Source organism: Embleya sp. NPDC025285 (assembly GCF_055558835.1).
Genome location: NZ_JBVHLU010000005.1, coordinates 116,053 through 142,736 on the forward strand (window position 1 = coordinate 116,053; position 26,684 = coordinate 142,736).

25 protein-coding genes are annotated in these 26,684 nt (G+C 72.6%); 11 read left to right on the forward strand and 14 right to left on the reverse strand.

Features of this window, described 5'->3' with window-relative positions; genetic code table 11:
* Positions 1-123: 123 nt before the first annotated feature.
* Positions 124-1,089: a pirin family protein gene (locus ACZ4FV_RS05300; protein WP_465321907.1), complete on the forward strand. Its 966-nt coding sequence runs from the start codon at positions 124-126 to the stop codon at positions 1,087-1,089.
* A 154-nt stretch (positions 1,090-1,243) separates the two neighbouring features.
* Here ACZ4FV_RS05300 and ACZ4FV_RS05305 read toward each other — a convergent pair whose 3' ends face one another.
* Together ACZ4FV_RS05305 and ACZ4FV_RS05310 are read right to left on the reverse strand one after the other, a co-directional pair.
* On the reverse strand, positions 1,244-2,113 hold the full coding sequence (locus ACZ4FV_RS05305) for an SCO6745 family protein (protein WP_402234238.1): 870 nt from the start codon (positions 2,111-2,113) through the stop codon (positions 1,244-1,246).
* A gap of 82 nt (positions 2,114-2,195) precedes the next feature.
* Positions 2,196-2,933, reverse strand: a complete 738-nt coding sequence (locus ACZ4FV_RS05310; RefSeq protein WP_402234236.1) for a Mut7-C RNAse domain-containing protein — start codon at positions 2,931-2,933, stop codon at positions 2,196-2,198.
* Between the two features lie 233 nt (positions 2,934-3,166).
* On the opposite strand from ACZ4FV_RS05310, the gene rpmG reads away from it, so the two are divergent.
* Positions 3,167-3,331 carry a 50S ribosomal protein L33 gene (gene rpmG / locus ACZ4FV_RS05315; RefSeq protein WP_395863083.1) on the forward strand — a complete coding sequence of 55 codons (165 nt, stop codon included), beginning with the start codon at positions 3,167-3,169 and terminating at the stop codon, positions 3,329-3,331.
* 126 nt (positions 3,332-3,457) lie between these two features.
* Here rpmG and ACZ4FV_RS05320 read toward each other — a convergent pair whose 3' ends face one another.
* Positions 3,458-4,363, reverse strand: coding sequence for a hypothetical protein (locus ACZ4FV_RS05320; RefSeq protein WP_465321908.1), 906 nt, complete (start codon positions 4,361-4,363; stop codon positions 3,458-3,460).
* On the reverse strand, positions 4,360-6,498 hold the full coding sequence (locus tag ACZ4FV_RS05325) for a hypothetical protein (protein WP_465321909.1): 2,139 nt from the start codon (positions 6,496-6,498) through the stop codon (positions 4,360-4,362). The genes ACZ4FV_RS05320 and ACZ4FV_RS05325 overlap by 4 nt, the downstream gene beginning before the upstream one ends.
* A gap of 306 nt (positions 6,499-6,804) precedes the next feature.
* Between ACZ4FV_RS05325 and ACZ4FV_RS05330 the strand changes: the two genes are divergently transcribed.
* The 3 genes from ACZ4FV_RS05330 to ACZ4FV_RS05340 all read left to right on the forward strand — a co-directional run bounded on the left by ACZ4FV_RS05330 (position 6,805) and on the right by ACZ4FV_RS05340 (position 9,878).
* Positions 6,805-8,064 carry an MFS transporter gene (locus tag ACZ4FV_RS05330; RefSeq protein WP_402234230.1) on the forward strand — a complete coding sequence of 420 codons (1,260 nt, stop codon included), beginning with the start codon at positions 6,805-6,807 and terminating at the stop codon, positions 8,062-8,064.
* Positions 8,065-8,247: 183 nt separating this feature from the next.
* Positions 8,248-8,616 (forward strand): GntR family transcriptional regulator, encoded by a 369-nt coding sequence (locus tag ACZ4FV_RS05335; protein WP_395863090.1) that lies wholly within the window; start codon positions 8,248-8,250, stop codon positions 8,614-8,616.
* A 98-nt stretch (positions 8,617-8,714) separates the two neighbouring features.
* Positions 8,715-9,878, forward strand: coding sequence for a DUF5925 domain-containing protein (locus tag ACZ4FV_RS05340; protein WP_395863092.1), 1,164 nt, complete (start codon positions 8,715-8,717; stop codon positions 9,876-9,878).
* An 86-nt stretch (positions 9,879-9,964) separates the two neighbouring features.
* On the opposite strand, the gene ACZ4FV_RS05345 is transcribed toward ACZ4FV_RS05340, so the two are convergent.
* Positions 9,965-10,756: an exodeoxyribonuclease III gene (locus ACZ4FV_RS05345; protein ID WP_402234228.1), complete on the reverse strand. Its 792-nt coding sequence runs from the start codon at positions 10,754-10,756 to the stop codon at positions 9,965-9,967.
* 131 nt (positions 10,757-10,887) lie between these two features.
* Here ACZ4FV_RS05345 and ACZ4FV_RS05350 point away from each other — a divergent pair, with 131 nt between their 5' ends.
* Complete coding sequence (locus ACZ4FV_RS05350) at positions 10,888-11,238, forward strand: nucleotide pyrophosphohydrolase (RefSeq protein ID WP_395863096.1); 351 nt, start codon at positions 10,888-10,890, stop codon at positions 11,236-11,238.
* 95 nt (positions 11,239-11,333) lie between these two features.
* On the opposite strand, the gene ACZ4FV_RS05355 is transcribed toward ACZ4FV_RS05350, so the two are convergent.
* Entirely contained in the window at positions 11,334-11,678 is a 345-nt protein-coding gene (locus tag ACZ4FV_RS05355; protein WP_402234226.1) for a hypothetical protein, read from the reverse strand.
* Positions 11,678-12,508, reverse strand: coding sequence for an ABC transporter ATP-binding protein (locus ACZ4FV_RS05360; RefSeq protein ID WP_465321911.1), 831 nt, complete (start codon positions 12,506-12,508; stop codon positions 11,678-11,680). Before ACZ4FV_RS05360 ends, ACZ4FV_RS05355 begins: the two co-directional genes overlap by 1 nt.
* A 1,114-nt stretch (positions 12,509-13,622) precedes the next feature.
* On the opposite strand from ACZ4FV_RS05360, the gene ACZ4FV_RS05365 reads away from it, so the two are divergent.
* Positions 13,623-14,225: a TetR/AcrR family transcriptional regulator gene (locus ACZ4FV_RS05365; protein ID WP_395863102.1), complete on the forward strand. Its 603-nt coding sequence runs from the start codon at positions 13,623-13,625 to the stop codon at positions 14,223-14,225.
* 68 nt (positions 14,226-14,293) lie between these two features.
* Positions 14,294-15,430: a serine hydrolase domain-containing protein gene (locus ACZ4FV_RS05370; RefSeq protein WP_465321913.1), complete on the forward strand. Its 1,137-nt coding sequence runs from the start codon at positions 14,294-14,296 to the stop codon at positions 15,428-15,430.
* A 217-nt stretch (positions 15,431-15,647) separates the two neighbouring features.
* Here the strand turns inward: ACZ4FV_RS05370 and ACZ4FV_RS05375 are convergent, their stop codons facing one another.
* Together ACZ4FV_RS05375 and ACZ4FV_RS05380 are read right to left on the reverse strand one after the other, a co-directional pair.
* Positions 15,648-16,388, reverse strand: a complete 741-nt coding sequence (locus ACZ4FV_RS05375) for a hypothetical protein (RefSeq protein WP_402234221.1) — start codon at positions 16,386-16,388, stop codon at positions 15,648-15,650.
* A 75-nt stretch (positions 16,389-16,463) separates the two neighbouring features.
* A complete protein-coding gene (locus ACZ4FV_RS05380) occupies positions 16,464-16,892 on the reverse strand; it encodes a hypothetical protein (protein WP_402234220.1) in 429 nt (142 codons plus the stop codon).
* Positions 16,893-17,198: 306 nt separating this feature from the next.
* Here ACZ4FV_RS05380 and ACZ4FV_RS05385 point away from each other — a divergent pair, with 306 nt between their 5' ends.
* A complete protein-coding gene (locus tag ACZ4FV_RS05385; RefSeq protein ID WP_465321914.1) occupies positions 17,199-19,646 on the forward strand; it encodes an amidohydrolase family protein in 2,448 nt (815 codons plus the stop codon).
* Positions 19,647-19,761: 115 nt separating this feature from the next.
* On the forward strand, positions 19,762-20,337 hold the full coding sequence (locus tag ACZ4FV_RS05390; RefSeq protein ID WP_402234216.1) for a Uma2 family endonuclease: 576 nt from the start codon (positions 19,762-19,764) through the stop codon (positions 20,335-20,337).
* A 17-nt stretch (positions 20,338-20,354) separates the two neighbouring features.
* Here the strand turns inward: ACZ4FV_RS05390 and ACZ4FV_RS05395 are convergent, their stop codons facing one another.
* The 3 genes from ACZ4FV_RS05395 to ACZ4FV_RS05405 are packed head-to-tail and all read right to left on the reverse strand — an operon-like array spanning position 20,355 to position 23,541.
* Complete coding sequence (locus ACZ4FV_RS05395; protein WP_402234214.1) at positions 20,355-21,527, reverse strand: type ISP restriction/modification enzyme; 1,173 nt, start codon at positions 21,525-21,527, stop codon at positions 20,355-20,357.
* Entirely contained in the window at positions 21,509-22,972 is a 1,464-nt protein-coding gene (locus ACZ4FV_RS05400) for a carboxylesterase/lipase family protein (RefSeq protein ID WP_465321915.1), read from the reverse strand. The genes ACZ4FV_RS05395 and ACZ4FV_RS05400 overlap by 19 nt, the downstream gene beginning before the upstream one ends.
* A gap of 23 nt (positions 22,973-22,995) precedes the next feature.
* On the reverse strand, positions 22,996-23,541 hold the full coding sequence (locus ACZ4FV_RS05405) for a TrmH family RNA methyltransferase (protein WP_395863117.1): 546 nt from the start codon (positions 23,539-23,541) through the stop codon (positions 22,996-22,998).
* Positions 23,542-23,813: 272 nt separating this feature from the next.
* On the opposite strand from ACZ4FV_RS05405, the gene ACZ4FV_RS05410 reads away from it, so the two are divergent.
* The gene (locus ACZ4FV_RS05410) at positions 23,814-25,106 is read left to right on the forward strand and encodes a metallophosphoesterase (RefSeq protein ID WP_465321917.1); all 1,293 of its coding nucleotides are present in this window, start codon (positions 23,814-23,816) and stop codon (positions 25,104-25,106) included.
* A 29-nt stretch (positions 25,107-25,135) separates the two neighbouring features.
* Here ACZ4FV_RS05410 and ACZ4FV_RS05415 read toward each other — a convergent pair whose 3' ends face one another.
* The gene (locus ACZ4FV_RS05415) at positions 25,136-25,708 is read right to left on the reverse strand and encodes a Uma2 family endonuclease (RefSeq protein WP_465321919.1); all 573 of its coding nucleotides are present in this window, start codon (positions 25,706-25,708) and stop codon (positions 25,136-25,138) included.
* 150 nt (positions 25,709-25,858) lie between these two features.
* Entirely contained in the window at positions 25,859-26,626 is a 768-nt protein-coding gene (locus ACZ4FV_RS05420; RefSeq protein ID WP_402234210.1) for an SDR family NAD(P)-dependent oxidoreductase, read from the reverse strand.
* Positions 26,627-26,684: the final 58 nt, after the last annotated feature.

Sequence of the window (26,684 nt, forward strand, 5' to 3'; positions counted from 1 at the left end):
ATCCCAGGGCGATACCGATCCTAGGACGTGACTTCGCCGTCCTCGCCGCCGGCCCCGCCGGGTTCGTGCTCCCCACCCGCCGGGTCCGTGGGCCGACGTCCCGGTCCGCGTAGCGTTGGCGCCATGAGCAACCTCGATACCCAACCGACCCTGACCACGTGCGGTGGCCGGGCCGACGTCCCCGGCGCACCCGTCCACGAGTTGCTGAAGTCCCGCGAGGTGCCGCTGGGCGAGAGCCACATGGTCCGCCGGCTGCTGCCGAGCCTGGGCCGGCGGATGATCGGCGCGTGGTGCTTCGTGGACCACTACGGCCCGGACGACATCGCGGACGCGCCCGGCATGCAGGTCCCGCCGCACCCGCACCTGGGGCTCCAGACGGTGAGCTGGTTGCGCGAGGGCAGCGTGCTGCACCGGGACAGCCTGGGCAGCCTGGCCACCGTGCGACCCGGCGAGCTGGGCCTGATGACCTCGGGCCGGGCCATCTCGCACTCCGAGGAGTCCCCGCGCGAACACGCCCGACTGCTGCACGGCGCGCAACTGTGGGTCGCGCTGCCGGACGCGCATCGGGGCGTGGACCCGCACTTCGAGCACCACACCGAGCTCCCGGTGGTCGTCGGCGGCGGACTGACCGCCACCGTGATCATGGGCACGCTGGACGGGTCCACCTCGCCGGGCACCACCTACAGCCCGCTGGTCGGCGCGGACCTGACCCTGGCGCCGGACACGGACGTACGGCCGCCGCTGGAGCCGGACTTCGAGTACGCGGTGATGTCGATGTCCGGCGAGGCCGAGGTGGACGGCGTGCCGCTCGCTCCCGGCGGGCTGCTGTATCTGGGCTGCGGGCGGACCTCGCTCTCGATCCGGTCGACGAACGGAGCCGACCTGATGCTGCTCGGCGGCGAGCCCTTCGCCGAGGAGATCGTGATGTGGTGGAACTTCGTGGCGCGCACGGGCGAGGAGGTCACCGCCGCGCGCACGGCGTGGGCGAACGGGTCCGACTTCGGCACGGTGAACGGCTACGACGGGCCGCGGATGGACGCGCCCGCGTTGCCGTCCGTACCGCTGCGGGCCCGGGGTCGGGTTCGCTGACGTCGAGGCGGGGTGCCGAGGCGGGTGCCGAGGCGAGGTGCCGACGCGGGGTGTCGGTGCCCGATCCGGCCTCGTCCTCGATCGGGCACCGGATGGGCCGGGCCGGACCCCGCGTCGGGTCCGGCCCGGCCTCGGGTCGGCGTTGCCGCCCGGGTCAGCCCTTCGGCGTCGCGAAGACGCCCGGCGGGAACGCGCCGTTGGCCAGGGCAGTGCCGGTGAGCATCGCGGCCAGGTCGGTGAGGCGGGCGGTGTCGGTGTCGCCGAGGTGGTGGAACGGGGCCAGGCCGAGGCGATCGGTGCGTTCCTCGACGGAACGACGCAACTCGCGCCCCGCGTCGGTGAGCGCGCCGGCCGCGTCGACCAGGCCGCGCGTGGCCAGCCGGTCGCGGGCCGCCTCCCACTGCTCGACGGTCCAACCGCGATTGCCGATCGCGAACTCCGGGACGAACCCGCGCCCGGTCGCGGTGTGCGTGAACAGCGCCTCGATGCCGTCCAGTTCGGCCTCGACCAGGGCCACCAGGTGCCCGTCGCCGCGATACTCGCGGATCAGCGTGGCGGCGTGCCACAGCGCGACGTGCGGCTGCACCGCCGGGTCGGGCGGGTCGAGTTCGGCGTGCGCCGCGTACAGCGGCCGGGCCTCCGGGCCGCCCGCCCACGCGCAGGACAGCGCCAGTTCGGCCGCCTCGCGCAGTTCCGCCGAGCGCACCAGGTCCTCGCCGAGGACCCGGCGCAGCGCCTGGTCGACCACCCGCAGTCGCGCCGCGTATACCGCCTCCGGCGTGGCCAGCGCCCATGCCGCCGGGATGTGCCGGCCGATCAGCACCGGGCTGAAGTTGTAGAAGGTCGCCCGGACGGTGGCCGCACCGACCGCCCCCATCGGCGCGGCCCGGGACGCGAAGTAGCCCATCCGTCCCTTCCGCAACCCGACCGCGACGAACTCGGAGTCGGCCTCGGGCGCGAAGTAGACCAGCGAATGCAGCGGATTCAGTACGGTGTGGCAGCGCCTGCCGGTGCGAGCATCCATGCCCCGACCGTAACCATCGGCGCGGGGCCGCGACAGGGCACGGTTGCTGTCCGCGACCGGTCGCAGCCGTGCGCGGCGACCGTCAGCGGATGCCCGCGACGGTGCGCCGTGCGGCCTCGACGATCTCGTCCAGGTGACCGCCGTGCGCACCGTGCCAGTACACCCGGTCGCACGCGCGGCATCGGGCGAACGCGTCCACCCGGTCCAGCGTGCCCGCCTCGACCTCGGACTCGACCTCCTCGCGCGTCGCCGCCCGCAACTCGCCGTTGCACGCCGTACAGCGCGTCCAGGGTGCGAGCGGCAGCGCGAACCGGCGGAGCAGGTCGTCGAGTTGGCCGTCCGCGCGGATCCCGTACACGTACGCGCCGAACCACAGGTTCTTGCGCCGGAGCAGACCGCGGTCCTGGGTGAGCAGCACCCGCCGCTCGGCGTTGGCCTGGATCACCAGGGTCGGGTCGTCGCAGTCGTTGTGATAGGCCGTGTCGATCCCGATCAGACGCATCCGACGGGCCAGCGCGCCGAGGTGCACGTCGAGCAGGAAGCGCGGCGGCGCGTCGGCGAATTCCGGGATGGCCTGCGGGCGCCGGATCGGCAGCACGTCCACGACCTCGCCGCCGGCCGGTCGATGCCCCGGCCCGACCTCGCGACCGTCCACCAGCAGCGCGCCGACCTCGGGCAGCGGCGGTCCGGCGGATTCCACCAGGTGCCCGAGGGTCGAATCCCCGTCGGCGGGGATGGTCACCGGCAGTCCACGCAGCCTCGGCGGCAGGAACTGTTGCAACTCGGCGGGGATCTGAAGCAGCACGTCCGATCGATTCACCGGGCCAGCATCGCATCGCGCACCCCCACCGCGCCCGGGGTTTCCGGGGCGATCTCGCGGTCGCCGGAGCGTGTCCTCGATCCCCCGCCACCGCCCCGCCGGCCGATGCCGCGCGCCTACCCGACGCGCGCCGACGGGGTGACCCTCCCCCGCGTGGAAGCCGTGGAATAACCGGTCGTCCCAATGCCTTGAAGCAGCCATCGGGACACACTTCGAAACTCCGGGAGGCGTCCATGGCTCGCAGTGAGCTTCGTCCGATCGTGAAACTTCGGTCCACCGCCGGGACCGGTTTCACCTACGTGACCAGAAAGAACCGGCGCAACGACCCCGACCGGATGAGCCTGCGCAAGTACGACCCGGCCGCCGGAAAGCACGTACTGTTCCGCGAAGAGCGTTAGGCAAGGCTTCGAGCGGAGCGACAGGCCGGAGGGAATAACAGCCGGCGGAACGTCGACGCGAAACAGCCGGACCGCAGGGGCCGCACACCACCATGGGTGTGCGGCCCCTGGTCGTGCTCGATTTCGCTATCCGCCCGATTTTGGTTCGTCTCTCGCGTCCGAACCGCGTTCGACCAGGTCGTCCCACAGGCCCAGGCCGCGCAGCACCTCCACGCCACGCGGCCCGGACGCGGCAAGGCCGGCCACGATCGCCTTCCGTAGTTGATTGCGCTCGAAGTCGTCGGCGTCGCCGAGCAACGCGAGCAGTTCGGTACTCAGGGTGGAATCCGCGGCCGCGGCCGAATCACGGCGATCCAGGTGCTCCACCACCGCCTCGATTCGATCGGGAAACCGGGTCAGCCAGTACGCGATCAGCGCCTTCGGCCCCTCTCGAATCAGCGCCTGGTGAAAATCCAGCCGCATTCGGGTGAGCCGCTGTCGCTCCTTTTCCAGAGGCACCGCCCAGCGCGCCTGGTCGAGCGCGTCCCGGATATTGTCCGGAATCGGCTCGGCAAGCAGGATCGCGCCCGCCGGGCGATAGCCGAGTCCGTATTCCGCCAGCACCGTCGGCTGAGCCGCCACAAGATCGAGTTCGTCCTGGACCCGGCCCTCGTCGGCGTCGTGCGACACGGCCATCGCCTTGCGGATCCGGTTCTCCACGTCACGGCGAATGAAGGCGACCGCGTCCACGGGGCGAAGACGCGCGACCGTTCCGGGGTCGTGCACCCACCAGTGCAGCTGTACCTGCACCCGACAGGCACGCTCGCCGTCCGGTCCGGCCCGCAGCTCGAACTCGCGGATGTCGGCGAACTCGCGTACCGCCACCCACCACAGCTCGCGCGCCTTGCGCACCTCCGCGAGGGTCGGTCCCGGCTTCGCGCTCGACGGGACCACGAGCACATGATCGGCGGGCGACCCGAACCGATGGCGGAGGTAGGTCAGGATGCGCGAGCCGGTGGCGGGCCGGACCAGGGCAATCCGGTCGTCGGTCATGCGCTTGCTCCCCCGTTCGCTCGGGTCGGCGGCTCCTCGAACGCGGTGATGGCGGGTTCGAGCACCTTGATGTCGATCACGCCGCCGTCGGGCAGCCCCCGGTGGGCCAGCCGGGTCAGGTCGTACGCGAGGCGTTCCAGTCCGTGGCCGCGGCCACGGCCGGTGCGAAACAGCAGCACGAAGGACGCGCGCAGCGCCGCGGCGCGGGTCGAGTCGCCCCGCGTGGTGCCGAGCAGGTCGGTGAACAGCCGGGCCACCACCGGGTATGCGTCCCGATCGCACACCGCGTGCCGGACCACGGCCAGGAATCGCTCGCCGGTCAACAGTTCGCCGTCGGCGTCCTCGCCGACCAGGACGGCCGCCACCTCGGCGGCGGCCCGCGCCTCCTCCCAGTCCTCCACCCGTTCCAGCACCGACTCGGCGCGCATGCCGTCCCGGCACAGCGCCGCGAGACCCTCCCGGGCCGCCGCCGCCACCGCGCGGTCCCCCGTCCGGGCGAGCCGGAGCAGATCCGTCAACGTCCGGCCGGGATAGACCGACGCCAGCCCCGGGTACGCCCGGGCCGCCATCAGTCGCAGCCCCGAGCGGGTGGTGTCCCGACTCCAGTCCGCCAACAGGCGCCGCACCTGGGTGGCCACCACCGCGTCCTGGGCCGCCGCCCGCAACGCCGGCACCGCCATCGCGCGCCTGGCGTCGTCCCGGACCCAGCGCAGCACCGGCGCCAACGGCCGGTGCCCGCGGCCGGTCGCGATCAGGTCGCCCACGGCGCGCGCCGCGACCCGGTGGACGTCCGGCGGATGCCGCGGGGTCGCGGCCAACCAGTCCAGCAGCGGGTCGCGCAGGTCCGGGTAGGCGTCCCACACGTGCGCCCGAACCGACGCCGCCCAGTGCGGTCGGTCGAAGGCGACCACGTCGAGCCGGTAGCGGGCACCGTCACGCGTCGCGTCGGCGGCGATCGTGGTCGCGTCGATCAGGTCCAACCGGGCCGCCCGGGCCCGTGGCGGCCAGTCCTCGGCCGGTTCCTCGGCCCCGGTCGGCAGCCGCTCGGTCAGCGTCTCGCGCAGCGCCCCCGCGCGCTCGGTGACGATGCCGTAGTCGTGCCCCTCGAAGACCGCCGCCGCGATCATCAGCGCCCAGTCGGCGCGCCCGGGATGCGCCCGCAGCCAGCCGGCCACGGCCGCGTGGTCGCGATCGCGCAGCACGTTCAGCACCTCGGTCCTGGTGAACCTGCCGTCGGCCAGATCGGCCAGGTCGCCGGCGACGGCCGAGGCCCGGTCCGGACGGCCCCCGTCGGCACGCACCAGTTCGGCGATGTCCTCGTCCACCAGGTCCAGGTGGCGGCGCTCCCAGTCCCGACCCAGGTGGTGGGCGAGGTGGCTGTGCAGCACCTGGAGCGGGTCGGGACGTTCACACGGCACGTGCCAGGGTGCCCACAGGGCGAGCACCGGGGCGGTGGCGACCGCGGTCACGACGAGCACGCTGTCGCGTTCGACCAGGCGACCGCGCAGCAGTTCGAGGTCGTGGCGGGCGTAGCCGGCAAGCGGGTCCGCGGCGGCGGAGTCGACCACATAACCCCGGCCGCGCTGGATCCGGTGGGTGGTCAGGTCCTCGTCCGGGTCGAGCGCGATCACCTTCCCGGCGTACTGGTCCTGCATCAGGTGCAGGGCCAGTGTGCGCTTGCCCGACTCCGCCTCGCCGGTGAGCAGGATCAGGTGGCGGGCCATCATGCTGCGGGCGCGCAGGTAGCCCTTCGGCGGCACGAACGTGCGCCGGACGAACTCGCTCTCCTCCGGCCAGATCGGACCCTCGCGCGCCTGCCGCAACCGGCCCGCGCTGCCGGGGCCGGCCCCGGAGGTCAGGTCCGCGAACATCCGTGCGCCGAAGACGTGCGTCCCGGTCGTGCCGTCCAGGTTGACGATCACCGTGCCGGCCGCGTCCGGACGCACGAGGTCCTCGTCCGGCCGGTCCGTGTCCAGCCGGTCCTCATATCGCCCCTCACCATCCGCTCGGTCCCGGTCGACCTGTGCCGGGTCGATCCGCCGCTCGGACCGCAGGGGTCCGGCGGCGCCCTCGCGCGGCGGGACGGCGCGAGCCGAGGCGGCCGGGTCGAGCGGCCGCTCGTCGGGAAGGCTCATCTCACACGCCCCGGGCCGAGCCGCCGACGTGCGGCTCGTCGTCCGGGTCCCGGCGGTGATGCGTGAACCTCTCGGTATCCACGGCGAACAACGCCCGGATCGACGGTATGTCGGACACGGATTCCCCCTTCGGCGAGCGTGTGACCACGCTGGGTTCGACGGGTCCACCGTGCCGCAGCCGCGCCCGCGGCGCCGCGCACTTCCGCCTTCCCGTGCCGGGGTCGTGGCGCGGCAACCGGCCCGGTCGCCGACGGGTGTCCCGGAAATCATTCGACAGCGGCCCGGTGTTTGTGCCGATAGTCACGAATGTCGAGCCGACTTGCGCTGCCCACGTGGGCGAGCCGCAACTATGTGTTGCAGACCGGGGCCACCTTCGTCACCGGGCTGGGTAATTCCGGGGCGCTGATCGCTGCGGCCTTCGCGGTGCTGGAGGCCGGTGGCGGCGGGACCGGTGTCGGGTTCGTGGCCGCCGCGCGGACCCTGCCGCTGGTCGGCTTCCTGCTGCTGGGCGGTGTGATCGCGGATCGTTTCCCGAGGCATCACGTGATGGTGCTCGCCAACATCGCGAACGCGCTGTCCCAGGGTGTGTTCGGGGTCTACGTGCTCACCGGAGGCACCCGCCTGTGGGTGATGATGCTGCTCTCCGGCATCGGCGGTTCGGCGCAGGCGCTGTATCTGCCCGCCGCACAGGGCTTGTTGTTCGCCTCGATGGAGGCCGAGCACGCCGGGCCGGCACTGGCCGCGTACCGGGTCGCGGCGACCGGCTCGCAGATCGGCGGGGCGGCGCTCGGCGGGGCGCTGACCACCACGATCGGGCCCGGGGTGGTGCTCGTGCTGGACGCCGCCTGCTTCGTGTCGGCCGCAATGCTGCGGCTATTCATGCGGTTGCCCGCGTCCGGGCCGGTCGAGGACGACTCGGTCTTGCGGCAACTCGTGGACGGTTGGCGGGCGTTCGTGGCGCGGCGCTGGTTGTGGGGGATCGTGCTGCAGTTCGCGTTGCTGAACGGGGTGATGACCGCCGGCGAGACGGTGTACGGGCCGTTGGTGGCCGAGGAGCACTGGGGCGCGGCCTGGCCGTGGGGGGTGGCGCTGAGCGCGCTGGGCCTGGGCGCCCTGGTCGGCGGTCTGATCCAGGTGCGGTATCGGCCGCGCCGACTGCTTCGGGTGGGCAACTGGGGCCTCCTGCCGGTCGCGCCGACCTTCGTCGCGCTCGCGATCCCCGCGCCGTGGCCGCTGCTCGCGTTGTCGATGTTCGTCTGCGGGGTGGGCATGGAGGTGTTCGGCGTGTGCTGGATGTCGGCCCTGCACCAGGAGATCCCGCCCGAGTACGTGGCCCGCGTCTCGGCCTACGACTGGCTCGGCTCGATGGCCCTGGCCCCCGCGTGCACCGCACTGGCGGGCCCGGCGGGCAACGCCTTCGGTTACCCGAACATGTTGTGGGCCTGCGCGGGCGCGTGTGTCGTGCTGGTGCTCGCGGTGTTCGTGATCCCCGAGGTCAGGACGTTGTCCCGAGCACCGACCGGGCAGCGGGTGAGCGATCCGGTCACCACGGTCGACGCGTCCTGACCCGGCCCCACGATCGGGCGACGTGCCCGGCTCCGACACCGGTGCCGCGCCCGGATCCTGGCTGTGGTGCCCGGCGCAGGCGGCCTGACTCTCGGCCATGCCGCCGCCGGGCCGCACAGCCAGGCTCCGGGCGCGCGGCCGTGCTGCCGCCGGGCCGCACCGCCAGGCCCTAGGCTCGCGGCCATGGTGATCACCGTCGATCCGGCCTCGCCCGTCGCGCCGTTCGAGCAGATTCGGGCCCAGCTCGCCGAGCAGGCCCGGGCCGGCACGCTGCCCGCCGGCACCCGGCTGCCGACCGTACGCGGCCTGGCCGGCGACCTCGGCCTCGCGCCCAACACCGTCGCCCGCGCCTACCGCGAACTGGAGGCCGACGGCGTGATCGAGACCCGGGGTCGTTCCGGGAGCTTCGTCGCCGCCGTCGGCGACACCGCACACCGGGCCGCGAGCGAGGCCGCGTTGGAGTACGCCCACCGGGCACACCGGCTCGGCCTGACCCGCGACGAGGCGATCACCACCGCGCTGGCCGCGTTCGACGCGGTCTACGACGCCTGAACCCGGTCCTCGAACCCCGGCCGGCACCGCCCGGTCGGGAAAAAGCGCTACGCGAAAACCTCTGTACGGACGGCCCGGGGCACCGGATCATCGAATTCATGTCGATGCCTCGCCAGACGTCCCGCCCATCGGATGGGGCGCCGAGCTCAGCCGGTGACGACCCCTCGACGCTGCTGCCCTTCGTCTTCGGACTCGACGACGCGGACACCCCCTACGACGCCGTGGACGGGCTCGCCCTCGCCGCCTTCGTGACCGGCGCCCAGCCGTGGGCCAGGACCACCCGCCTGGACCGGGTCAAGCCCGGCGCCCGACTCGTGCCGCGCGGCGCCAAGGTGGTCCGCGCCGTCGAGGAGGACGACCGCTCCTCCCAGCTCGCCGTCGGCGACGGCTGGACCCTGCGCTCGGTGCGCTGGCGCAGCGGTGGCGGCGAGGTCACCGTGACCGCCGTCGACGAGAAGGTCGGCCGCGCGGTGCTGAAGAAGGCGGTCAAGGGAGCGGCGGCCGATCCGCCGCCCAAGGACGAGGCCGTCGCGATGGGCTTTTGGTACTTCTCCGCCCGGCGCGGCCCGTACCGCACCACCCGGGCGATCACCGCCGCGCCGTGGGAGGACATCCGGCGCAACTACACCGCGCCGACCGCCGGCGCGTTCGACCGACTGATGAAGGTGACGCCCGACGACGTGTCCGGGCGATTGATTCTGCTGCACGGTCCGCCCGGCACCGGCAAGACCACGGCCCTGCGCGCGCTGGCCCGCTCGTGGCAGGACTGGTGCCGGATGGACTGCGTACTCGATCCCGAGGCGCTGTTCGGCGACACCGGCTACCTGATGGACGTGGCGATCGGGCGCGGCGACGAGGACGAGGAGACGCACGACAAGTCCAAGAAGCAGCGGTGGCGGTTGTTGGTCCTGGAGGACTGCGACGAGCTCATCCGCGGCGAGGCCAAGCGCTCGGCCGGTCAGGCGCTGTCCCGGCTGCTCAACCTCACCGACGGTCTGCTCGGTCAGGGCCGCAACGTGATGGTGGCGATCACGACCAACGAGAACCTCGGCCGATTGCACCCGGCGGTGGTGCGCCCCGGCCGCTGCCTGGCCCAGATCGACGTCGGCCCGCTGGACTTCGCCGAGGCGCGCGAGTGGCTCGGCACCGCCGACGGCATCGGCACGCACGCGACCCTCGCGGAGCTGTACGCGCTGCGCAACGGCGCGGCGCCGGTCGAGGTCGAGCGGCCCCGGCACGATGGCGAGGGGTTGTATCTGTAGCAGCCGTGGTCCTGCCGGCGGGATCCGTACCGGCGGCCGGTCCCGGAGACGACGCGCGGCCGGCTCCGGGACCGGGTGGCCGGCGGCTACACGTCCAGGTCCACCACGACCGGCGCGTGGTCGCTGGTGCCCTTGCCCTTGCGGGCCTCGCGGTCGACGTAGGCGTCGGTGGTCGCGGTGACGAACGGCGTGTTGCCGTAGACCAGGTCGATCCGCATGCCCTTGTTCTTCGGGAAGCCCAGCTCGCGGTAGTCCCAGTAGGTGAACGGGACGTCGTACTTCAGCGCCCGGGGCATCACCTCGCGCAGTCCCACGCCCTCCAACGCGGTGACCGCGTCCCGCTCGGCCTGCGTCACGTGGGTGGAGTTCTCGCCGAACAGCGAGATGTCCCACACGTCGCGGTCGGTGGGCGCGACGTTGAAGTCGCCGAGCACCGCGAACGGTCGCGAGCCCGCCGCGTCGGCGGCGACCGCGGTGCGCAGCGCGCTCAGCCACTCCAGCTTGTAGGCGTAGTGCGGGTTGTCCACCTCGCGGCCGTTGGGCACGTACACGGACCACACCCGGACGCCGCCGCAGGTCGCGGAGATCGCCCGAGCCTCGTGCGGGCCGTCGACCTCGGGGAAGCCCGGACCGGCCTCCAGCCCGAGGGTGACATCGGCCAGGCCGACCTTGGACAACACCGCGACACCGTTCCAGCGCCCACCGGCGTTGACGGCCGACGTGTAGCCGGCCTCCTCCAGTTCCTTGCTCGGATAGGCCTCGGGTGTGGACTTGAGCTCCTGCAGACACACCACGTCGGGCGCGGCCCGCTCCAGCCACTCCAGCAGCTTGGGCAGCCGGGCCCCGATCGAGTTGATGTTCCAGGTGGCGACCCTCATGCGAACCTTCCAGGGCGGACGACGGCGGTCGGGGCGGCCGGACCGGCCGGACATACCCCGCGGCCATTCTCCCTCGCCGGGGTGACACCACCGGTGCGACCGGGGCGCGTCGGATGCGGTAGGCATGGGGCATGGACACCACTCCCCCGGCCGATTCCGAACTCGCCGAACTGACCGCCGCGCTCGCCGCCTTCGCCGCCGAGCGGCACTGGCAGCCGTACCACACGCCGAAGAACCTGGTGATGGCGCTGAGTGTGGAGGCGGCGGAGCTGGTGGAGATCTTCCAGTGGCTGACTGCCGAGCAGGCCGCCGACGTGATGTCGGATCCGGAGCGCGGCGAGCATGTCCGGGAGGAGATCGCGGACGTCCTCGCCTACCTGCTCGGACTCGCGGGGCAGCTCGGCATCGACCCGGCGCAGGCGCTGCGGGACAAGATGGTCAAGAACGCGATCAAGTACCCGCCGGGCGCGCCGGGGTTGTAGGCCGGACCGATCCGCGCGCCGGGGTTGTCGGGCGGACCGATCCGCGCGCCCTGGCGTGACACGCCGGGCCCGGGCGGATACGACCGCCGTCCGGGCTACGCCCGGCGCAGCCGGATCCAGTGCCGCGCGCGGGTGATCCGGCGGGAGACGCGCGGCCCGCGCGGGTCCGGCTTCGCGGCGGTCGTGGCCACGAGCCTGGTCTGGGTGCGCGGGGCGTCGGGTTCGTAGGGCAGGGCCCCGAGGTCGCCGGGCAGACCGTCGACCGCGGACCGGGCGCCTTCGAGCAGCGTGTGCGTCATTGTTGTTCCCCCGTTCGGGATCCCACGGACCCCGTCGTCTTCCTCGATCCCGCCGTTTTCCTCGATCTCGTCGATGTCGTGGATCGCGCCGATCGCGCCGACGGTGTTCATCTCGGCGTGCGGCGACTCGGTCTCGGTCATCACGCGTGCCCTCCCGAACAGGCGTCCATGGTGCGACGGTCCCGTCGCACCTCGGCCGGCGTGCCCTCCGCAACCACGCGGCCGGATTCCAACAGGGTGACCCGATCGCACACCGCGTCGACGAAGTCGCTCTCGTGATCCACCACGAGCAGCCCCACGCCGTCCGCCGCGACACCGCGCAGGAGCAGCAGCAGGGCCTCCGTCTCGCGCGGTGTCAATCCGGCGCTCGGCTCGTCCAGCAGCAGCACACGCGGTACGGCCACCATGCCGCGCGCGATGTCCAGGAGCCGTCGTTCGCCGTACGTGAGCACGCCCGCGTTCCGCTCGGGGCGACCGCGCGGGCCCGCCCGACCCGGCGCGGCCGGCCCGCCGGGTCTGCGCTCCTGCTCGACCCGCGCCATCATCGGGCGTAACAACCACGAGGCGAGCAGCAGCCGGTGTCGGGTCTCGGAGCCGGCGAGCACGACACTGTCCGCGCCGGATAACGCGCGAACCGGCTGCGGGGTCTGGAACATCCGGACCAGGCCGGCCCCGCGCGAGCGTTCGGGGCTGCCCAGGCGGACCGGCCGGCCGTCCACGAACAACTCGCCGCCGGCCGGCACCACCCCGGTGATCGCGTTGAGCAGCGTGGTCTTGCCGCTGCCCCGCGGGCCGATCACGCCGAGCACCTCGCCGCGATCCACCGTCAGGGACACGTCGTCCACGGCGCGTAATGCGCCGAAGTCCACCCGGATGTCCCGGACCTGCAGGACCGGTCGTCGCGCCTGATCGGACGCGACGGCCGGGACCGGCTCGGGCCCCGGGACGTACCGGCGCGCCGGGTCAGGCATGGTCGCCCCCCTTGGCATGGCCCGGATCCCGCGCGTGTGCAACGGTCGTTCGCACCCGCGCGGGCGGGCCCGCGAGTGTCGCTTCCCCAAGCAACACCTGCCGCGCCGCGACGGCCGCCCCCCGGCCGCGCGGCTTTCCGGGGCCCGAGCCGAGGCGCGCATGCGGGCACGCCCCGGCGTCGGACCCTTCCCCCGGGCAGCGCACGGGACCGGACGCCATACCTGACACGGCGTCACCCCCCACCCGCGCGCCACCCGTATCGGAGGCCGATCCGGAAGCCGGATCGGCGCTCGAACAGGGCTCCCCCACCCCGTCCGATACCGACCCGGACGTATCCGGGACAACCTCCGCGAACCGGACAGACGCCGACTCCCCTCCTGACCCGGCGTCACCTCCCGGCCACGACACATGGTTGGTACTGGTTCGGAGCAACCGGCCGCCCCCGGCCCGGTCGACGCACCCGAGCACGACCCGATCGGGACGCGTCGCGAACACCGAAGTCGGAACGAGGGATGACGGCGCACCCGAGCGACCGGGCAACCTACGCCCGGCGAGCCGGAGTCGGCCCGGATCGGCCCCGAGGCGGCCGGACACCGCGGGGGCGGCGAACGGCGCGACGAAGGTGACCATGGTCAGACCGCACCGTGCACGAGTGCCGGGAGCTCGGTCGACGCACCGCCGCAAACGCCGGTGACCGGCGCGGTGCGAGCGGACACGACGGGGCCGCCCGTCCGGAATCGATTCCCGGCGGGTCCTCGGCCTGCTCGTGCCGCTCTGGTGGTGCGTGTCGTGCGCACGGCATGCGCCGTGCGTGCCGTCCATCGAGCCATGGGAGCCAACGCCTCTCGCGTCGTCTCCCCGCCCGGCCATCCCCCACGGAGTCCCGGATGCGGCACAAGCTAGACCGCAACGCCCTTTGCCCGCAAGGGCCTTGACAGCGATTCGAGAACTGGCGTAGAAGGTTCAGCACAATCTAACAAATGTTAGATAGGCAGTTCGGTTCTCCCTGAAGGCAATCCCCCACCGATCAACGGCAACCGCTCCACCTGCGGTTAGGCTGCACGCACCGCACGACGCAGCCGCATCCACCCGCCGGACCGAGAACGGGCGCTCATGTCACGCAGGAAGACGGAACCCGAAGCACTTCCGCGCCGGGAGGTGATCCTGTCCGAGGCGGCAACGCTGTTCGCCCGCAAGGGAGTCGTCGCGTCGACGGTGCGCGAGATAGCCGACGCGTCGGGGATTCTCGCGGGCAGCATCTATCACTGGTTCGGCTCGAAAGAGGATCTGATCGACGAGATCCTCACCGGCGCGATGCGCGACCTGTCGACCTGGTACGACGAGGCGTTCGCCGACGCGCGCACCTCGAGCGACCGGTTGCGCGGACTCGTGCACGCCGCGTTCCGCACCATAGAGCACCACCCCGACGCGGCCACGATGTACGTCCGGGACTACGCCTACCTGGCCACACTGCCGCGCTTCGCGCATCTGGCGGCGGACGGTGCCCGGGTTCGCGACCTGTGGCTGAACACCCTTCAGGAGGGCATCGAGTCCGGGGAGTTCCGCGCCGATCTGGATCCGGAGCTGGTCTACCGCTACCTGGCCTATCCACTGTGGCTCACCGCCGGTTGGAAGTCCGGCATCGACCGCACCCTGCCCGAACTGGAAGCCCAATTCACGGCGCTCGTGCTGGAAGGCGTCACCCCCCGAAACTGACGAGGCGACGGCTGCCGACCACGCCGACGCCGGTGGGGGACCCCGAGCGTTCGCGAAAGGACCACACCATGCACGTCGACGGTTTCGTCGCGCCCGGATTCGCGCCCGTACAGGCCGCGTTCGAGGAGAACTTCGCGATCAACGGCGAGGTGGGCGCCGCGCTCGCGGTCCATCTGGACGGGGCGCCGGTGGTGGACCTGTGGGGCGGACTGGCCGAACCGGACACGGGACGCGATTGGGAGCCGGACACCGTGCAGGTGGTCTGGTCGGTCACCAAGGGCCTGGTCGCGACGTGCCTGGCGGTGCTGATCGATCGCGGCCTCCTCGATCCCGCGCAGCCGGTGTGCCGCTACTGGCCCGAGTTCGCGGCGGCCGGCAAACGTGCCGTGACGGTCGCCCAACTGCTGTCGCATCAGGCCGGGTTGCCGTTCCTGGACGAGCCGATCACGCTCGACCAGGTGGCCGTACCGAACGCGCTGGCCGACGCGCTGGCCGCCCAGCGGCCCGTGTGGGAGCCCGGAACGGCACACGGCTATCACGCGGTGACCTGGGGCTTCTACGCGGGCGAGCTGATCCGCCGGGTGGACGGCCGCACGGTGGGCGCGTTCCTGGCCGAGGAGGTGGCCGGCCCGCTCGGCGTCGACGCGCACATCGGCCTGCCGGCGACCGTCGTGCCCCGGCTCGCGCACCTGACCACCCTCGCCCCCATGGACCCCGGTCTGCTCGACCTCGGCTCCGATCTCGGCCGGGCGATGCTCGCGCTGCCCGAACTCGCCGCCCCCGGTGCGGATCACGATCCGGACGTGCTCGGGTGGGAGGTGCCTTCCGGGCTCGGCGTGACCAACGCCCGGGCGCTGTCCCGGGTGTACGCGATGCTCGCCGGAGGCGGCACGCTGGACGGTGTGCGGCTGCTCTCCCCCGCGACCGTCACCGAGGTGACCCGCACGGTGGTCGAGGGCCGGGACCGCATCCTGGGCGACCACACCGCGTTCAGCCTGGGTTTCATGAAGCCGGAGACCGCGTTCTTCGGCGTCTCCCGCGATCCCGCCGCGTTCGGACACCCGGGCAGCGGCGGCCCGTTGGCGTTCGCCGACCCGGCGGCGGGACTGGCCTTCGCGTACGTGACCAACGGCCGGTCGCCCCTGCACACGGACGTACGGGCACTCGGACTGATCGAGGCGGTGCGGGGCTGTTCGTCGCGCTGAGGCGGGACTTCGAACGCGATGCCGAACACCGCGGCACCCGGTGCCGTGGCGCATCGGCGTGCCGTGGAGAAGCCCGCAGGATTGTTCCATTCGCGTGTTTCGCCGGGGCGGCGAGCGCGGCGAGCGCGGCGAGGAGCCCAAAGCGCGGATGCGGTGCCGGCGGCGTGCTGCTCGGCGGGGAATCGAGCCACGCGCCGGAGCCCGACCGGCGCAGAGGTCAGTCGCGGCGGCGAGCGGCGGCGAGCAGGAAGCCGCCGAGGAGAAGCAGAAGGCCGGCCGCCACGCTCAGCGGCAACACCGGCGCCGAGCCGGTGTTCGCCACATGGTCGGTGATCGCTCTGCGAGCGATCACCGCGGGTCCGTCGTGCACCGCCCGCTTGGCGGCGGCGCCTCGGTCCTTGGCCGCGCCCTCGCGGCTGCCCGGGGGCTTGGCGCGACGCGGGGGCTTGCCGGCCGCCGCCGGGCGGGGGGCGCCCGCCGGGTGACGAAGCGACCCGGCACCGGCTCGATCGGCCCCCGACCCGGTCGAAACGGCGGACGACACATGCGGCGCGGCGCCCGGATCGGCGCGCCGGCCCGGATCCCGCAGGCCCCGGCAGTCGTCCCGGGCCGGTTCGGCGCCCGGGACGCGGGCCCGTTCGCGCAGCGTGGCGGTGTCCGGCCGGCCCGCGCCGAGCGGGTCCGCCGCGGTCGCCGGGTTCGAGTCCGGGCAGCGCGCCGCGCCGACCGTGTCGGTGTTGGGGAGTCGGATGCCGGGCCGGAGCGGGTGATCGGTCGGAAGCGGCGACAGCGGCGGCGGGATCGGGCGCAGACGTACCTCGGCCGACCCGCGCGCGAGCGCCGAACCGGCCTGGACCGGCGCCGCGGCGGCACCGATCGGTGTGGCGATCGAGGTGAGCACGGCCACGCCGAGCACAACCGCCGGCGACGTCGCGCGGAGCCTTCGGTGTCTGCTCACCCGACCACGCTAGCCGGCCCGGGCAGCTCGGGGCCGGCGCCGCGCGTGCCGTTCCCCCCTTCGGCCCAACGCGCGTCACCCGCCCGGGAGGACCCGGGCCACGACGCCCGCGTCGCGCAGCAGCCGCGCGAGGTGCTCGACCTCGACCCGGGTGCCCGCCCAGCCGTTGTCCAGCGCGTCCGCGGCCATCCGGCCGGCGGTGGCGAGGTCCACCGGGAACTCGTCCCGGAACACCTTGAGCACCCGGACCCGAGGGCCGCCCGGCCCCGCGCCGCCGGCGTCGACCACCAGGTGCGCGAGCCCGTGCTCGGCGATCAGTGCGGCGCGGATCACCGCCGGCGTCGGCTCGCGTCCCCAGTCGTCGCTCACCAACCCACAGGCGCCGCACTGATAGCTGTCGTCCCAGGCCGGCCGGCCGTCGACGATCTCCTGGGTCAACCAACGGCGGATCGAGGCGCCGCATCCGCCGCACGCCGCGACGATGCTCGTGGACTGATGGCGCATGGTCCGCCTCCGGATCCGGGCGGCCGCCGGTCCCGAACCGTCGGCCACGACTGGTGCTGCGAGGTACGCCGGCGGCCGGCACCCGCCCGCGGGAACCGGGGTCGACCCGTGGCGACCCACGGCGACCGGTGGCGCCCCGTGGCGCAAAGCCACCGATCACCCGTTCGGGAAACTCGCTGCGGAGCCGATCGCCCGGCGGCAATCATCCTTGCAGGGACCGAACTTCGGCGCGTGGCACGCGACGCGCAGCCCGCCGGCCCCGGGTCGATCGTCGTCCCCGAGGAAACGTGCGCACAGGGAGCCACCGTGGCGAAGGTGTCGGCGGGCCGGTATCGGCTCGTCGAGGCGTTGGGCCGGGGCGCGATGGGCGTGGTCTGGCGCGCGGTCGACGAGTCACTCGGGCGGTCCGTGGCATTGAAGACGCTTCCGCCCGCGTACGGTGATCCGCGCGAGGCCGAGCGCCTGGCGCACGAGGCCCGCGCGCTCGCCCGGATCGCCTGCCCGCGCGTCGTGGACGTGCACGACTACGGTCGGGACGAGGACGGCACGGTCTTCCTCGTGCTCGAACTGGTCGAGGGCCGCACGCTGTACGACGTCATCGCGTCGGGTCGGCTGCCCTCGATCCCGGTGCTCCTGGACTGGGCCCGCCAGGTGCTCGAGGCGCCGGACACCACGCACGCCGCGGGTCTGCTGCACCGCGACATCGAGCCGGCGAACATCATGGTCACACCGTCTGGCGCGATCAAGCTGCTCGACTTCGGCATGTCCCGCTTCCTGCGGGATGGACTCCCGCCGCCTCACCCGCACCGGCTTCGCCGCCGGAACCCCGGCGTACATGGCGCCGGAACAACTGGATCCGGACACCGAACCCGACGGCCGGGCCGACCTGTTCGCGCTCGACGTGGTGCTCTACGAGTTGCTCACCGCCCGGCGGCCGGAGCGCGGCGCACCCACGCCGCCGAGCGCGCTGACCGCGACCGCGGTGCCCGACGTCCTCGACGATCCGGCGCCGGCCGCACTCGCGCGCCCACCCGCGACGCGCGCCCCTCGAACGCGCGGACGGCGCGGGTCGGGGTCGAGTACGCACTGCGCTCGTGGCCGGCCGAGCACGTGTCCACCGGGCGGGCCGGGCGGTTGTCCCTGGGGGTGATCGAGGACCCGGCCCGCCTGCCGGGGGGCCTGCCCAGCGGCGCCGACCTGCGCGGCGCCTCGCTCGCGGCGGCCGACCTGCGCGACGCGGACCTGTCCGACACCGATCTGCGCGATACCGCCCTCAGCGGCGCCGATCTCACCGGGGCCGACTGTCCGGCGCCACCCGGTTCCCCGGCACCCGCCGGCCCGTCGGCGCGGAACACCTGCGCCGGATCTCCACCCCCCGTCCTCCGTCGACATCCTGCGCCTGCCCCGGCACGCCGTCTTTCGACCCTCCATGAAAAAGACAGACAGCCTTACCTTGTAACGGTGTCACGATTCGAGCGACAATCCCCGGACACCGGGTCCCGACCCGCGTCCGGGTTCGCGTCCCGTCGCGTCCGGTGCGGGTTCGTGCCGGGTTCGTGCCGCTCCGAGGGGGTCTTCGCCATGCGTGTCTTCGACGCCGACAACCACTACTACGAGGCCATCGACGCCTTCACCCGCCATCTGGACCCGAGGTTGGGCGAGCAGGTCATTCAGTGGTGCGAGATCAACGGCCGCAAGTACCACGTGATCGGCGGCACGGTGAACCACGCCGTGGTCAATCCGACCTTCGACCCGATCGCCAAGGCCGGCGCGATGGCCGAGTACTTCCGCGGCAACCCCTCCGGCCGCAACCCGCTGGACTACCTGCGCGAACGTGAGCCGATCCGCCCGGAATACCGCGACCGGGACGCGCGCCTGGCGGTGATGGACGATCAGGGCCTGGACGGGATCTGGCTGTTCCCGACCCTGGGCATGGTCTACGAGGCGGCCCTGGCGCACGACCCCGCGGCGGTCGGGCAGTTGTACTCGTCCTTCAACCGCTGGCTGGAGGAGGACTGGGGGTACGCCTACCGGGACCGGATCTTCGCCGCGCCGTACATCGCGCTCGCCGACCCGCGGACCGCGCTCGCCGACCTCGACCGCGCGCTGGAGGGCGGCGCCCGGATCGTATGCATGCGCCCGGCGGCGCCGAACACGGCGGACGGCCCGTACCCGCCCGGGCATCCGGTCTTCGATCCGTTCTGGGCCCGGGTGAACGAGGCCGGCGTACCGGTGATCGTGCACGCGGGCGACAGCGGCTACTCGGCCAACGGCTACAGCCGCAAGCAGGGCCTGCGCACCGACTTCAAGGGCGGCGGCGGCCCGTCGGTGACCATGTTGTGGACGATGGAACGGCCGATCTTCGACTTCCTCGCGTCGCTGATCCTGGACCGCCTGTTCGAGCGCTTCCCGAACGTGCGGGTGGTCTCGGTGGAGAACGGCTCCGAGTTCCTCGGCGACCTGTTCCGCAAGCTGCGCTCGGTCGGCCGCAAGATCCCCGGCCTGTTCCCCGAGGACCCGGTGGAGACCTTCAGGCGGCACGTGTGGATCAACCCGTTCTGGGAGGACGACCTGGTCGAGGTGGTCGACCTGATGGGCCCCACCCGCGTCGTCTTCGGCTCCGACTGGCCGCACATCGAGGGCCTCCCGAACCCACGGGACTACGAAAGCGAACTCAAGCCCTTCGACGAACGAACCAAAGCCATGATCATGGGCGAAAACGCGAAGGAACTGAACACACCCCGCCCGATCTGAACCCGGCGCCTCCCGCGCACTGTCGCACCTTCCCGTTTGTCACATATCGGGAAGGTGGATCCTCGTACCTCGGTAAGGTGGGCGGCGTTCAGAGTCGTCCACAGGAGGCATCGACATGAGCAACGGCCCCCAGTCCACCGACTCCGGTATCGCTGCCCTCTTCGAGTCGATAGAGGCACCCGAAACCGTCCGGGTGGAGCTGATCGGAGGCCGCATCGTGATGTCACCCACTCCTGTCAGCGGGCACGGAGGGCTGCTGCGCCGACTGTTCTCACGGTTCCTGGAACCGAATCTTCCCGAAGGCATGGACGTTCCGATGTCCCCCGTCACGATCATGCTTCCGGGCGTCGGTGGCGACGGATACGTCCCCGACATGGTTGTCTTCGACGAAGACGCGAACTGGGACTTCGACGACTGGAAGCTCCCCGCCGATGTCGTCCACCTGGTCGTCGAGGTTGTCTCCGCCGGCCGGGAGAGTCAACACGACGACCGTGAGGTCAAGCCGCTCGGCTATGCCTCCGGTCCGATCCCGCTCTACCTGCTGATCGACCCGCTCCGTCAAGAGGTCACGCTGTTCGCGTCCCCGTCGGACGGCAAATACCAGGAGCGGCACACCGTGCCCTTCGGCGGGCGTATTCCGGTACCCGACCCCTTCGACGCCGTGCTGGACACCTCGATCTTCTTCCGCTGAGCGCGGCTGTCGATCGGTCAGATCAGGACGGCCTGGCCGCCGGGGCCCTCCTCGGTGATGTCCAGGACCGTGGGTGGGCGGCGGGTCGCGGGGGCGGGTGGGAGCAGGGCGGCGGGGTCGAGGGTGGGGCCCGCGGCGGCCCGGATGCGGAGTTCGGCCTGCTCCTCGGTCAGGTCGGTGAGCAGGCCCAACACGTGGAGCAGGTCGATCAGTTCGCTGGTCAGGTCGGTCGACCAGGTACGTTCGCGAATGCGCTCCAGGCCCTCGCCCGGGGGTTCGGTACGGGCCGCGATCCACGGCTCCAGGATGCCCAGGTCCCACACCTCGCGCGGGACGGGACCGATCCGGCCGGAGCCGAGCAGGAGCGTACGGGTCTCCTCGTCGTAACTCGCGCCCGCCGGGCGCGCGGGGATCGGCTCGCGCACGAACGGGCGCCGCCCGCCCGGCAGTCGGGGCTTGCCGTCGCCGGGACGGCCGAACCGCGCGCCGAACGTGTACAGGCCGATCAGCCGGCGGCCGAGTTCGACGCCCGCCGCCCACACCGTCGGGTCGGCGGTGAGCGGCACCCCCGCCGGATCCACCGTCACCGCCACGATCCAGGCGAACACGTCCTCGGCCGCGACCGGGACGGCCAGCCGCTCCGTGAGCAGGCCGACCAGACCGGGCGCGAGGTTGGGCACCCGGCCCGCCGGGTCCCGATACAGCGGCGCGACCCGCCCGCCCCGACCGCCGTGATGGGCCGCGTCCGGCAACAGCGCGCTGCACAACAGCGGCCAGGGGTCCCCCGCTTGACGTTCCGTCAGGTAGACCTGCCGATCCCCGCGCACCCGCCACAGTTCGGGCCGGGCGAAGTCCACCACGCGGTGGTCCGCGACCAGCCACTGCCGATCGAAGGGCCGCCGGGCGACCCGCACCAGCCGAGGCGTGGGCCCGACCTCACGCGCCAGCGGCCCGATCGGCGCCGCACACCCGGGCAGTGGCGCGGGCCGGGACCCGTCCGTGCGCGAACGCGTGGGCTGCAACAGCGTGTTGCGGTCCTCGGCGGCGGCCAACCGGGCCCAGCGCCGACGCAGCGTCTCCCGTTCGGGCGCGTACACCCAGGTCCGTCCCGTGCCGATCCCACTCGTGCCCCACGGCATCAGATCCGCCAGCGGAGGCGGCCCACCCGGGCTCACAGCGCGTGGTCCCACACCCGCCGCTCCTCCCGATCCGGATCGCCGACCACCGTCGCCGGCACGTCGAGCAGCATCGTGCGCCGCTCGCTCGGGTCGTACCGGGGCCACGCCGGCAGACCGTCCGCCACCGGCGGCCCGCCCTTGACGAACGCGACCCACGCCTGCTGGATGCGATCGGACAACTCCCGCGCGGCGGGCGGCACCCCGCCGGTCAGCCAGCGGCCGAGTGGCGTGTCCAGCGTGCCGAACACGAACGGGATGTCGATCGCGTGCGGCGACCCCAACCGCTGTGGATGGGCCTTGGGCGCCCAGCGGAAGCGGTACATGTACGCCGTGCCGCCGGCCGCGAGCTGCGCCTCGGCGAGGCGCACGGTCGGTATCCCGTACGACTCGGCGGTGAGCAGCCGGATCCGCCGCGAGCGCCCGTTCAGGTCCGGGTACATCTCCGCGTAGGTGCGCACCAATTCGGCGAGCGCGTCCGGGCGGCGCAGGTTGGCCAGGTCGGCGGGTCCGGGCTCGCGTGCGCCCGTCCCCTCGGTGACCGCGAACATCTGCTCCTCGTCCTGATTCGACCCGAGCAGGATCGGCACGTCGCCCCGGATCGCCCGCAACGGCGTCACCGGCAGCGGCCCGGCGGGATCGACCACCGGCCGGAACACGAACCGCGCCGTACCGCGCCCGATCGCCTGCTCCTGCGCGTCGAGCAGATCGGTCGACGGCACGTCGATCAGTTCGGCGGCCCGGTCCGGGCCGAGCCCGAGCGCGGCCAGCACGTGCCCGGTGGCCTGCTCCGCCTCGGGCACCGTGCGCACCGTGTGCGCTCCGCCGCTCTGCACGATCGCGCGGTGGAAGAGCCCGCGCGCGGCGGGCAGCGCGAGCAGGTTGGCGGTGAGCTTCGCGCCCGCCGACACCCCGCCGAGGGTGACCCGGTCGCGATCCCCGCCGAACGCGGCGATGTGCTCGCGCACCCAGCGCAGCGCCCGCACCACGTCCAGGAGCGCGTTGGTCGAGGAGGCGGCGTACTCGTCGCCGAGCAGGTGCCGCAACTGCAACAGCCCCAGCGCGCCCAGCCGGTAGGCGACGGTGACCACCAGCACGCCGCGCCGGGCAAGCCGGCCGCCGTCGTAGACACCCTCGAACGAGGCGCCGGAGGTGTAGCCGCCGCCGTGCACCCACACGAGCACCGAATGCGGGCCGGGCTCGACCGGCGCGTGGATGTTCAGGTACAGGCAGTCCTCGTCGACGGCCACCGGCGCGGCCCCGTACCGGCCGATCGGCTGCGGCGCCGCGTGGGCGAACTCGCGCGCGTCCCGATCGCCGGTCCAGGCCGCCGGCGGCCGGGCCGGGCGAAACCGGGCCGGGCCCACCGGCGGCGCGGCGAAGGGCACCCCTCGAAAGATCCGGACCCCGTCCGACTCCTCGCCGACCAAGCCACCCAGCGACGTCCGCACACGCACCATGGCATCGAGCATAGGACCCGCCGTCACAGCAGACCCGCGAGCTTGTAGGCGACCAGGGAGCCGGCCACCGCGACGTTGAGACTGGTGCCGGTGCCGACCATCGGAATCTCCACCATCTCGTCGAGGTGCGGCAGCGCCTCGAACGGGATGCCGTCGCTCTCGTGGCCGAGCACGGCGATGGTGGGACAGCGGGCGGGTTTCAGGTCGGCGAGGCGGACCGCGTCGTCGGCGAGTTCGACGCCGACCACCCGGGCGCCGCGCTCGCGTTGGGCGCCCAGCCAGGTGAGCGGATTGCCCACGCGATGCACGCAGGTCGGTCGGCGCAGCGTGTTGCCCCGGGCCAGGGCTTCGGGAACCCAGGGCAGCCGCGGGACGACGAGACACGCGCCGACCGCGTCGCACGTGCGCAGGAGGGTGCCGAGGTTGACGCCGTACTTGGGCCACAGCGGCGCGAGGTAGAGGTGGTCCCAGCAGCCGTGCGCCTTGCCGCGGCGCTGCCGCTTGAGTTCGGCGCGGGTGTTGACGTGATACGCGGGGCCGGCCGGGCGCCTCCCGCCGGGCGCGGTCATCGCTCCCGGGAGGAGTGCCTCCCGTCGCGGTGCCGCCGAGCCCGATCGGTGCGGTGCGACATGTCGTCGCTGTTCTCGATTCGCTTCACGAGTGGGCCACTTCGCGGCGTGACCGGGCCATCGTCGGGTGTGTCACTACCGCGTCAGGATACGGGCAACGGCGTCGCGTTGCTCCTGCGGGAGCAACCTCGGATACTCCGCGAGCCGGATGCCGGCGCCGGCGCGGGCGTGACACGCTTCCCGGGAACCATCCATGCACCCGGGAGTCCCCCTTGACCGTTGTCCTGGTGATCATCGCGGCCGTCGCCGTGCTCGCGCTGCTGGTCGGCGTGCACCTCTACGTGTGGCGGCGACTCGTGCGCGACACCACCCGGTCGGGGCTGGTGCGACGAGTCGGCGCGGGCGTGGTGATCGCGCTCGGGGTGTCGATGGCGGGCGCGCTGGTGCTGCCCAAGGTGTTCGGCCCGCGCGGCACGGAATGGATCGCGTGGCCGGGCTTCGTCTGGATGGCGCTGCTGTTGTACGTGGTGATGGCGCTCGGGGTGCTCGAGGTGCCTCGGGTGCTCGCGCTGCGGGCGCTGCGGCGGCGCGGGGCGGGTGAGCGGCCGGCGGAGGTGCCGCGCTCGGTCCCGGTCGCGGTCGGTGCCGACGGGGATGCCGTCGGCGAGGTCGCGGAGCTTGACGCCCGGTCCGACGCCGGGTCGCCGGTCGCCGCGTCGGGCACGCCGCTGGGGCCGGATCGGCGCCTGGTGCTGAGCCGCTCGGTCGCGCTGTTGGCGGCGGGCACCTCGATGAGCGCGGTCGGCTACGGGATGACCCAGGCCCTGGGCGCGCCGCGCACGGTGCGGGTGCGGATACCGGTCGCACGGCTCGATCCGCGCCTGGCCGGCTTCCGGATCGCGGTGGTCGGCGACATCCACCTGGGCCCGCTGCTCGGGCGTGCGCACACCACGCGAGTGGTGGAGACGATCAATCGGACCAACCCCGACCTGGTCGCCATCGTCGGCGACCTCGCCGACGGCACGGCCGGGCAACTGGGCGACGACGCCGAGCCGTTGCGGCGGCTGACCAGCCGATACGGCAGCTTCTTCGTCACCGGCAACCACGACTACATGTCCGGCGCGGCGGACTGGGTCGCCGAACTCGCCGAGTTGAACGTCCACACGCTGGCCAACGACCGGCTGGAGATCGCTCGGGGCGGCGCCGCCTTCGATCTGGCCGGCGTCAACGACGTGACCGGCAAGTCGCACCACGACGGCCCGAACTTCGCCAAGGCACTGGGCAACCGCGACCCGTCCCGCCCGGTGGTGCTCCTCGCCCACCAGCCGGTCCAGGTGGACGACGCCGCCAAGTACGACGTAGACGTACAACTCTCCGGCCACACCCACGGCGGCCAGATGTTCCCGGTGCAATTCCTGGTCAAGCTCGACCAGCCGGCCGTCGCCGGGCTGCACCGGGTCGACGACACGATGCTCTACATCACCAGAGGCGCCGGCTTCTGGGGCCCTCCGGTCCGCCTCGGCGCACCCCCGGAGGTCACGGTGGTCGAACTGCACCCGAAGTAGCGAAGCCGAACCACCCGTACCCATCCCCGTCACCGCATCCGCAGCAACGTGCCCGGATCGAGGGCGACCGGCGCAAACGCGGGAAGCGTGGTGACGACGCCCGGCTTGGCGGTACCCGAGGGCACGTACTCGTCTCCGTCGAGTGTGTAGGTCTCGACGGTCAGGGCTTTCGGGTCCACGACCCAGTAGGACGCGATCGCCCACTCGGCGTACCTGGCGAGCTTGTCGATGCGGTCGGCGCCCTCGTGGCCGGGCGAGAGAATCTCGACGGCCAGGAGCACGTCTTCGGGGGCGAAAGCCACCTCGTCCGCTTCGAGACCCTCTATCCCGGCAGCACGAGTCACCACGGCGATATCGGGCTGGAGCAAGTCCCGCTCTCCTCGACGAACATTGACGTTCTCGAAGACCATGACGGCGACCCCGGAGTCGGCTGCCACCTGTTCGAAACGGCCCGACAGCGTCGAAGACACACGTTGGTGGCGCAGCCTGGGCGCCGGAGACATCATCAGAACGCCGTCCAGGAGTTCGATGCGGTATGGCGAGGTCTCCTGAGCGGCGATCACGTCGTCGGCCGTCCACTCGTGGTCGAAGGCGGGTTGCACAATCTCTCCCGAACGCTCGGCTTCCTCATCCACAGGATCACCACCACTTTGTCAGGGATTGATCTGCCGTATGCCCGGTTTCCCGAATCACGATCATGAACACTCGGGGCAGGGCGACGTCCCTTCGTGAGCCGGCCCTGCCCCGATCGATCAGACCGTCTCCGTCATCCCGCCGTCCACCATCAAGTGTGTGCCCGTCACGAAGGACGCCTCGTCGCTCAGCAGGAAGCGGATCGCGCCGGCGATTTCCTCCGGGCGCCCCAGCCTGCCCAGCGGGGAGCTGTTCTCCATGCGCTCGCGGGTGCCGGGGCGGGCGAAGGAGCGGGCCAGCATCGGGGTCTCCACGTAACCGGGGCAGACCACGTTGCTGCGGATGTGGTACTCGGCGAGCTTGGCGGCGATCGAGCGGTTCAGGCCGAGCATGCCGGACTTCGACGCGCAGTAGGACGGGTTGAGCGCGTTGCCGACGATCGCGTTGAGCGAGGCGATGCCCACGATCGCGGAGCCGGCGTGTTCGCGCAGGTGCGGGGTGAGCGCCTGGACCAGCAGCGCGAACGAACGCAGGTTGACGTCCAGGACGCGGTCCCAGTTCTCGGCGGTGACCTCGGTGATCGGGGTCGAGTCGACGATGCCCGCCGCGTGCACGAAGCCGCCGATGGTGCCCAGCGCCTCGGCCGAGGCGTGGATCGCGCCCGGGTACGCCTCGGTGTCGGTGACGTCCAGGGCCAGACCGAGCGCCCGCACACCGTGCTCGGCCTCGATCTCCTTGGCGGCCTCCTCGACCGGACCCGCGGCGATGTCCCACAGCGCGACGGGGCGCCCGGTGGCGGCCAGCGCCCGCGCGGTGGCCCGCCCGATGCCCGAGGCACCGCCGGTGATCACGACGCCGGTCTCGGGTGATGTCTTGTGCGTACCCATTTCTTATCTCCTCCGTGGACGGGTGGACTCGACATCTGACATACCGTCAGAACAAAAC